The following is a 7,219-nucleotide window of genomic DNA, read 5'->3' as shown; positions in this document are numbered from 1 at the left end:
CGGCCTGGCGCAGGGCTTGGCAGGAAGTGATCCCGTTCTTTGCTTTTGATCCCGCCATCCGAAAGATCATCTACACCACCAACGCAATTGAAAGCTTGAACCGTGTAATCCGCAAATCGATTAAGACGCGGGGATCGTTCCCGACCGAAGGCGCAGCCACGAAGCTGATCTACTTGGCGATCCGCAAGTTTGAGAAAGGCGGCCGAAATGTTCGAGAATGGTTTGCGGCCCGCAATCATTTCGCCATAATGTTTGAGGATCGCTTCAATGCGTGACTGTATCTAAAACCCGCATGGGCCAGACCAGATACACAAAGTTCATGACACTCCCACGCGCGTCAGCCCCGCAGCCAAGGCCGAGCTGAGCGGAATAAGCGACAGATCGGCAGGCATCAGAAGCTGATCCGACTGCACCATCGCCACGACCGTCCCGTCCATCGAAATCAGGTGAGAGTGGCTATCGTCCGGGTCCGGTTCTACCGACACATTTGGCGCTATTGCGGTTGCATCGCTGTCGTCCCAGACCAGCAACAGGCTGTCATCTACGATGTCGAAAGCACGAATGTCGACGATGCCGTCGGGGCTGACCCAATCACCGAGGATCACGTCATCGCGCCCGTCACCCGGGGTCACCGTGTCGTTGGATCCAGCAAGGATCACATCATCACCCCCACCGCCATTCAGATAATCACCTTCGTCGGTATCGCTGATGCGCGCGTCTTGGGGGTCTTGGTCAACGATACCGTTGATCGTATCGTTCCCCCACCCGCCAAACAGCGCATCGCCGCCGCGCCCACCTGTCAGCACATCGTCCCCAAGCCCGCCCATCAGAGCGTCGGCACCACTGTTGCCATACAGCCAGTCCTGCCCGGCAGAGCCATTCAGCGTATCTTGGCCCGCCCCACCTTGCAGTACATCATCATCATTGTGGCCGGTAAGCCTATCTGCCGCTTCGGCACCTGCTAGCACATCGTCGCCGTCATTGCCGTGCAGGTCATCATCCCCCGAACCGCCGATCAATGTGTCGTCGCCGTTGTCCCCAAAGAGAGTGTCATCGCCGCCCGCTGCCTGCACAAGATCGTCGCCGTCATAGGCCGCGACATGATCGTTGCCGGCAGATCCGGTGATCAAGTCGCCCTCAGGTGTGCCAGAGATGAGTTGGACCGTGGAGGTATCTTCATCGAGATCGGAGTCTTCTTCTTCCTCCTCCTCGACACTGATGTCGATAAAGGCGGCGGCCCCGACGGTGATCAGCCCCATTAACCCTGCAAGAAATAGCATCTGAAAATCCGCCTCTAATGCCCGCAAAATAGCAGGCGTACTCATGAAGAAACCCCGGTTCCCAAGGGTCGCATCAAAAGCATAGACGTAAAAAAGTTAAGTCGACGCTAAGACTTCCACACAATCGGCACCTGAGTATAGCGGATGTACAAAGGATGCTTCGGGTGCCCGTCCTTTGACAGGCCCAGATGATACACCGGCCTGTCGCTGCCCAAGAGCAGATCTTGCACCTCAGGCCCGCGCCCAAAGTGTGCCCCGTGGGTGCCCCAAGCTGCAATGACCTGATCGGCCCACAGGATGCTTTCTTTTAATATTAGGTCGTTATCCGGTCCAATGGGGGCTTGAGCCTGGCGCATCAGCTTTGGGCTGGTCTCGCGCCAAGCAAAAATATTGGTGACACGAAAGCCCCCGAACCCCAAGGCGCGGGCGCGTCGCTCGCAACGCTCGACCGTAGGATCATTCTCAATTTCTGTCGCTTTTGACGGATTTAGCATCACAAACAGCACCCGCCCCGCATCGGGATTCCACACGCGGGTCAGGCTGTAGCGGTATTTTTCGCAATCCGAGTAGACAGCCGTCGAGGGTGCATCACCCTTGGTATGGCTGCGTGTGATCACGCAAGGGTCGGCTGATTGAACACGCGGGACGGATGAAGCTCTCCGGCTTTAAACCGCCCAACGGCAATCGCGCGGCCCTCGAACGATGCCCAAACCTCATCGCCGTATTCGACGTTGTGGGCGATCACCATGCCGGGGTTCCCGTTGCGCAGACGTGTGGCCCCCTCAGCGGTGGCCTTGACCTCGGGCAGATCCTGAAGCCCCTGTTCCAGCGGCAACAGATGTGCATCCAAGGCGTCAGTGCGGGCAATTTCTTCGATTTGCGCCAGGGTCAGCCCCTCGGACGCTTCAAACGGGCCAGACCAGATGCGACGCAAGTCGCGCACGTGCCCCAGACATCCCAAGGCCTGCCCCAGATCGCGCGCGATCGAACGGACATAGCCGCCTTTGCCGCACACCATCTCAAGCGTCACGTGATCAGCGTCGGGACGGTCCACCAGCAACAGCTGTTCGACAAAAAGCGGGCGGGCTGCCAGTTCCATGGTTTCGCCTTCGCGCGCCAGCTTATAGGCCCGCTGGCCGTCGATCTTGACGGCGGAAAACTGCGGCGGCACCTGCTGGATATCACCGATAAACTTGCCCAAAGCGTCCTTGATGGCATCGTCGTCAGGGCGCAGATCAGAGGTCGCGATCACTTCGCCCTCGGCGTCATCGGTATTCGTCGCAATGCCTAGACGCACTGTGAAGTCATAGGCTTTCAGCGCATCCGTGATGAAAGGTACGGTCTTCGTTGCCTCGCCAAGCGCGATCGCCAGAACGCCGGTCGCCTCGGGGTCGAGCGTCCCCGCATGGCCCGCTTTGTTTGCGTTCAACGCCCAACGGACCTTGTTCACCACGGTGGTAGAGGTCGGTCCGGCAGGCTTGTCCACCACCAACCACCCCGAAATATCCCGTCCCTTGCGCCTGCGACCCATATCAAATGCCCTTAATTGATTTACCGGCCTCCTATCAAAGGTCCGGCGAGATTGCCCAGAGACTCTGGCTTCCAAATGGTGAAAAATCCTCGCCGAAGGCAAGAAAACTTTTATGCGCTACGATGCGTCCGGTTTCACGACGCCGATAATGGGCCCAAGCGGGCTGAAACCTAGATCATTGCGTCCCAGATCGGGGGCCCGCAGTCTCGAGATATTGCCATCGAAATACAGGGCATTCGGCAGTTTCAAATGATCGCGAAACAGCAGCGCAAAGTCGTAGAAATTCACCGTCTCGTTAGAAATGGCAAAGACCGCTTGTTTGCCATCGGCGCTGGTGCCAACCCCGTTACGAATATAGCGCGACGTGCCATCTTTCAGAAAACGCGGGTGCAGCTTGCCGTCGATCACCAGCATGGGCCCTGACTGGGTGGCGCTGCGGCAATCGGGGGCCTTTCGCACAAAAGCTTTTGTCTCGATCACATCGGCGCGACCATCGCGCAGACACAGCACACCATTGGGCAGCAAACCAAAATTGCCGGGGCCGTCGCTGCTGATGACCTTTTGATGCTCTTTGCCGTTCTCAAGGTAATACCCCACCGGCGCACGGTCATCGTGATACATGCCAGCGTTCATCGCAAAGCCCAATTGTTGGCCCTGCTTTTTCAACGCGGTGTTGAGAGTGTTAAAATACCCGTGCGGTTTGCCCTCGGGGTCATACAGGAACAGCTCAAGCCGGTCCTGCGTCAGGTCGACGTCACATATAGTATAGCCGGTGCCGTTAAAGGTCAGCGTTTGACATGTTTCCGCATGGACGGGCGCAGCGGCCCAGCCCATGAAACCAAGCGCTGCCCAGAACCGTTTCACGTGTCATCCGATCCGCTGTCCGGGGCGTCGGCGTCGCGGCGCACCACGTCCTGCGCAAGCATCCGGCGCGTTTCATCCATCCGGTCGAACGTCTCGTCCAGCTGGAACCGCAAGTCGGGCGCAAATTTCAACGCCAGCTTTTTGGACATCATGCGACGCAGTTCGCCTTTGTTGCGGGCCAACAGCTTGAGCACGTCCTCCTGCCCGTCACCGCCCAGAGGCAGCACATAGGCCGTCGCGATCTTTAGATCGGGAGAGGCGCGCACTTCGCCTACGGTGATCGACATCCGGTTCAGCTCGGGATCGTGGACATCGCCACGCGCCAAAACATCCGATAAGGCGCGACGAATGGTTTCGCCTACGCGAAGCTGCCGTTGCGACGGGCCTGAGCCCTCATGAAACTTGTTCTTTGCCATGCGCTTCATCTAAGGGTTCGTTGAGGTTTTGCCAAGCAGATCACCACGCGCTAAACCAAAGCCGAATAAGGAGCATAACATGAGCGATACACCCGGCATAGTGATTACAGGGGCTTCGGGCCGTATGGGCCAGATGTTGATCGGGCAGGTTTCAGCCAGCGACCGGGTGCATCTTGCAGGCGCGGTTGAAAGGGCAGGGCATGCGTGGGTCGGTCAGGACATCGGTGTGGCCATGGGCGGCGCAGCAATCGGCGTGTTCGTCACCGATGATCCCGCAGCGGCGATGAAAGACGCGCAGGCGGTTATTGATTTCACCGCACCCGAAGCGACCCTCGCCTTTGCGAAAGTCGCTGCGGCAGCTGGTGTGGTCCATGTCATAGGCACTACGGGGATGTCCGATGCGCAGATCACCGGTCTGGATGCACCTTCGAAACAGACAGTTATCGTGCGCGCTGGTAACATGAGCTTGGGCGTCAACCTGTTGACCCAGTTGACCAAACGGGTCGCGGCCGCACTGGACGCAGATTTTGATATCGAGGTGATCGAGGCGCATCACAATCAGAAAGTCGACGCGCCTTCGGGTACGGCGTTGATGCTCGGCGAGGCAGCCGCCGAAGGGCGCGGTGTTGCACTGGCCGATGTCTCTGATCGCGGGCGCGATGGTATCACCGGTGCACGTAAGCGCGGCGATATCGGTTTTACGGCGATCCGTGGCGGTGACATTGTCGGTGAGCATGACGTGATGTTTGCTGCCGCAGGGGAGCGAATCATCTTGCGGCACATCGCCTCTGATCGCGCTGTTTTTGCGCGCGGTGCCATCAAAGCCGCACTTTGGGGGCAGGGAAAACCTGCCGGCGCGTATGATATGCTTGACGTTTTAGGGCTGAATGACTGAACGCCGACGCCGCCCTATCCTTTAACTGCGGTGAAACTATCTTAACCTTTGTCCCGTATGTTCGTGTGAACAATCTGGTCGGAGGGTGTGATGAGAAAACTGACATTACTGACGTGCGCGGCGTTTATGGCGCTGATCGGCCCCGCGTGGGCCGAGTATCAGAAACTAGACAGTCAACGCGACTTTGTCTCGGTGGTCGAGGGTAAGACGCTAACCCGCCCGCTGGTCGAATTGCGGGTTTCTGAAAGCGGCGGTATTTCGGGCACCGGTGCCGTTTGGGACGTGTCAGGGAAATGGGTTTGGAAGGGCGGATATTTCTGCCGCAGTCTAACTTGGGGCGATGATGACCTTGGCTATAATTGTCAGGAAGTCGCTGTAAATGGTGGAAAAATCCGTTTCACATCGGACAAGGGTACAGGTCAGTCGGCGATATTCTCGTTGCGGTGATCCGTTGGTTTCTCGGCAGTTTACGCTGCGCTTGACCCTGTACACTATCCAATTTCCTGATGCGCGACGACTTTAGAAATCGACCGCGATCCCCTTCTTTTCCCAATCGCCATAGCGGACCGGTTCTGGCCCGTCGCGACCCCCAAGTTCTGTCGGAAGGTCCAACGCTTGTGCTGCCTTCCGGCGTTCTGCGGCCTCCGCCAACGCGCGTTGCGCGGCGGCGGGAAGCTCTTGGTTTACCATAGGCATCGGATCGGGCGTGGGTTGCGGTGGAATATCCGGCCCGGGCTCCGGCATGGGGGTCGGATCATGGGGTGGGCTTGGCATGGGTCGTTTGACGGCTTCGGTCATTCTCTCATCCTCTTGAGGCCACTGTCACCTTGATATACGCCGGAACCAAGCCCAGACAACCCGGGCACCCTAAAGAAGAAAGCGTATCGCATGTCAGACACCGGCGTTCAGGCCCGCAGAAGTGCGGTGTACCTTTTGGATATGATCCTGGGGGAAGAACGTTTGATGTCAGAGCTTCTTGCGGCGGGTGTGCTGGACAAGCTGCCCCCCGATGATCGTGCGCGGGCACAACGTCTGGCCACTGATACCTTGCGTGGGATGGAAAGGGCGGATCGCCTGCTTCAGAAACACCTCTCGAAATATCCGCCGCTGACCGTGCGCAATGCGTTGCGAGTCGGCACGGTCGAGCTTTGTCAGGGCGGTGCGGCGCATGGCGTGGTGAATGCGATGGTTGAACTGGTCGCGACGCATAAAAAACTGGGTCACCTCAAAGGGCTGACTAACGCAGTGCTGCGCAAGATTGCCGCCGAAGGGTCTGAAGCTTGGGCGGCCTTGCGCTCTCCACGGTTGCCCAAGTGGCTACGTGGTCCGCTTACCGAGGCGTGGGGCCCCGAGGCTATAACCGGCATCGAAGCCGCGCATTTCGCAGGTGCACCGCTTGATTTGACCGCCAAACGCGACCCCGCAGCACTGGCAGAGGCCGTGGGCGGTGTCGTTCTGCCAACGGGTTCGGTGCGCGTTGTGGATGCAGGGCAGGTGACAACCATGCCCGGTTTCGCCGAAGGTGATTGGTGGGTTCAGGATGCGGCTGCCGCGTTGCCGGTCAAAATCCTTGCGCCGCAAAAGGGCGAGGCCGTTCTGGATCTTTGCGCCGCGCCGGGCGGTAAGACCATGCAGCTTGCTGCTGCGGGTGCACAGGTCACGGCCGTCGACAGCTCGAAACAGCGGATGCAGCGGGTCAAAGAAAACCTCGCGCGGGTACACCTGCCGGCCAAATCGGTTGTCGTTGATGCGCGGCGATTCGAGGGAATGTTCGATGCGATTTTGCTGGATGCGCCCTGCTCTGCGACGGGAACGATCCGTCGGCACCCTGATCTGCCCCATGCCAAGGATGGTTCGGAATTCGGCGACCTGATCGAACTGCAGTCGGAATTGATCGACCATGCTTGGTCGCTGCTAAACCCTGGCGGCCGCTTGGTTTTCTGTACTTGCTCGCTGCTGCCCGACGAGGGCGAGGTGCAGGTCGACGAAGCGTTGGAACGTCACGCTGACATGCGTGTGGACCCCGATGCCTTGGCCGTGGCCGGCGTAGAGTCGGCATGGACCACAGAAGAGGGCGGGCTGCGCTTGCGTCCGGATTACTGGTCTGATTTGGGTGGTATGGACGGGTTCTACATCGTTTGCCTGCGCAAGGACGCTTAAACATCCCCAATGCGCGGGCGGATTTTCGTCGCCCGAGATACGGCCTGTCAAAATGCGGTGACTCAGGTGGCAA

Annotated in this window: 10 protein-coding genes; 4 read left to right on the top strand and 6 right to left on the bottom strand. The window is 58.8% G+C overall.

Annotated features, from left to right (window positions below; all coding sequences use genetic code 11):
• Positions 1 to 275, top strand: a 275-nt coding sequence (locus BLQ98_RS15165; RefSeq protein ID WP_141135346.1) for a transposase, incomplete at its 5' end; no start/stop codon positions are given.
• A gap of 42 nt (positions 276 to 317) precedes the next feature.
• Here BLQ98_RS15165 and BLQ98_RS15160 read toward each other — a convergent pair.
• The 5 genes from BLQ98_RS15160 to rbfA all read right to left on the bottom strand — a co-directional run bounded on the left by BLQ98_RS15160 (position 318) and on the right by rbfA (position 4,091).
• On the bottom strand, positions 318 to 1,325 hold the full coding sequence (locus BLQ98_RS15160; RefSeq protein ID WP_244148450.1) for a calcium-binding protein: 1,008 nt from the start codon (positions 1,323 to 1,325) through the stop codon (positions 318 to 320).
• Between the two features lie 62 nt (positions 1,326 to 1,387).
• Positions 1,388 to 1,897: a DUF1643 domain-containing protein gene (locus tag BLQ98_RS15155; protein ID WP_093734101.1), complete on the bottom strand. Its 510-nt coding sequence runs from the start codon at positions 1,895 to 1,897 to the stop codon at positions 1,388 to 1,390.
• Complete coding sequence (gene truB, locus BLQ98_RS15150; RefSeq protein ID WP_093734100.1) at positions 1,894 to 2,811, bottom strand: tRNA pseudouridine(55) synthase TruB; 918 nt, start codon at positions 2,809 to 2,811, stop codon at positions 1,894 to 1,896. Before truB ends, BLQ98_RS15155 begins: the two co-directional genes overlap by 4 nt.
• Positions 2,812 to 2,928: 117 nt before the next feature.
• Positions 2,929 to 3,675, bottom strand: coding sequence for a phosphodiester glycosidase family protein (locus BLQ98_RS15145; protein WP_093734099.1), 747 nt, complete (start codon positions 3,673 to 3,675; stop codon positions 2,929 to 2,931).
• Positions 3,672 to 4,091, bottom strand: coding sequence for a 30S ribosome-binding factor RbfA (gene rbfA, locus BLQ98_RS15140; RefSeq protein ID WP_093734106.1), 420 nt, complete (start codon positions 4,089 to 4,091; stop codon positions 3,672 to 3,674). Before rbfA ends, BLQ98_RS15145 begins: the two co-directional genes overlap by 4 nt.
• 79 nt (positions 4,092 to 4,170) lie before the next feature.
• Between rbfA and dapB the strand changes: the two genes are divergently transcribed.
• Together dapB and BLQ98_RS15130 are read left to right on the top strand one after the other, a co-directional pair.
• Positions 4,171 to 4,986 carry a 4-hydroxy-tetrahydrodipicolinate reductase gene (dapB, locus tag BLQ98_RS15135; protein ID WP_093734098.1) on the top strand — a complete coding sequence of 272 codons (816 nt, stop codon included), beginning with the start codon at positions 4,171 to 4,173 and terminating at the stop codon, positions 4,984 to 4,986.
• Between the two features lie 90 nt (positions 4,987 to 5,076).
• Positions 5,077 to 5,433, top strand: coding sequence for a dihydrodipicolinate reductase (locus tag BLQ98_RS15130; protein WP_093734097.1), 357 nt, complete (start codon positions 5,077 to 5,079; stop codon positions 5,431 to 5,433).
• A 72-nt stretch (positions 5,434 to 5,505) separates the two neighbouring features.
• Here the strand turns inward: BLQ98_RS15130 and BLQ98_RS18645 are convergent, their stop codons facing one another.
• Positions 5,506 to 5,784, bottom strand: coding sequence for a DUF1674 domain-containing protein (locus BLQ98_RS18645; RefSeq protein ID WP_093734096.1), 279 nt, complete (start codon positions 5,782 to 5,784; stop codon positions 5,506 to 5,508).
• A gap of 90 nt (positions 5,785 to 5,874) precedes the next feature.
• On the opposite strand from BLQ98_RS18645, the gene BLQ98_RS15120 reads away from it, so the two are divergent.
• Positions 5,875 to 7,146, top strand: coding sequence for an RsmB/NOP family class I SAM-dependent RNA methyltransferase (locus BLQ98_RS15120; RefSeq protein ID WP_093734095.1), 1,272 nt, complete (start codon positions 5,875 to 5,877; stop codon positions 7,144 to 7,146).
• The last annotated feature ends 73 nt before the right edge of the window (positions 7,147 to 7,219 follow it).

It is taken from the genome of Sulfitobacter litoralis (assembly GCF_900103185.1).
GTDB classification, from domain to species: Bacteria; Pseudomonadota; Alphaproteobacteria; order Rhodobacterales; family Rhodobacteraceae; genus Sulfitobacter; species Sulfitobacter litoralis.
This window is presented reverse-complemented; position numbering and strand designations above follow the sequence as displayed.

Excerpts from the sequence above, each read along its gene's own strand:
- BLQ98_RS15160 (WP_244148450.1), bottom strand. The coding sequence starts at position 1,325 with ATGAGTACGCCTGCTATTTTGCGGGCATTAGAGGCGGATTTTCAGATG.
- BLQ98_RS18645 (WP_093734096.1), bottom strand. The coding sequence starts at position 5,784 with ATGACCGAAGCCGTCAAACGACCCATGCCAAGCCCACCCCATGATCCG.
- truB (WP_093734100.1), bottom strand. The coding sequence starts at position 2,811 with ATGGGTCGCAGGCGCAAGGGACGGGATATTTCGGGGTGGTTGGTGGTG.
- BLQ98_RS15120 (WP_093734095.1), top strand. The coding sequence starts at position 5,875 with ATGTCAGACACCGGCGTTCAGGCCCGCAGAAGTGCGGTGTACCTTTTG.
- dapB (WP_093734098.1), top strand. The coding sequence starts at position 4,171 with ATGAGCGATACACCCGGCATAGTGATTACAGGGGCTTCGGGCCGTATG.
- rbfA (WP_093734106.1), bottom strand. The coding sequence starts at position 4,091 with ATGGCAAAGAACAAGTTTCATGAGGGCTCAGGCCCGTCGCAACGGCAG.
- BLQ98_RS15130 (WP_093734097.1), top strand. The coding sequence starts at position 5,077 with ATGAGAAAACTGACATTACTGACGTGCGCGGCGTTTATGGCGCTGATC.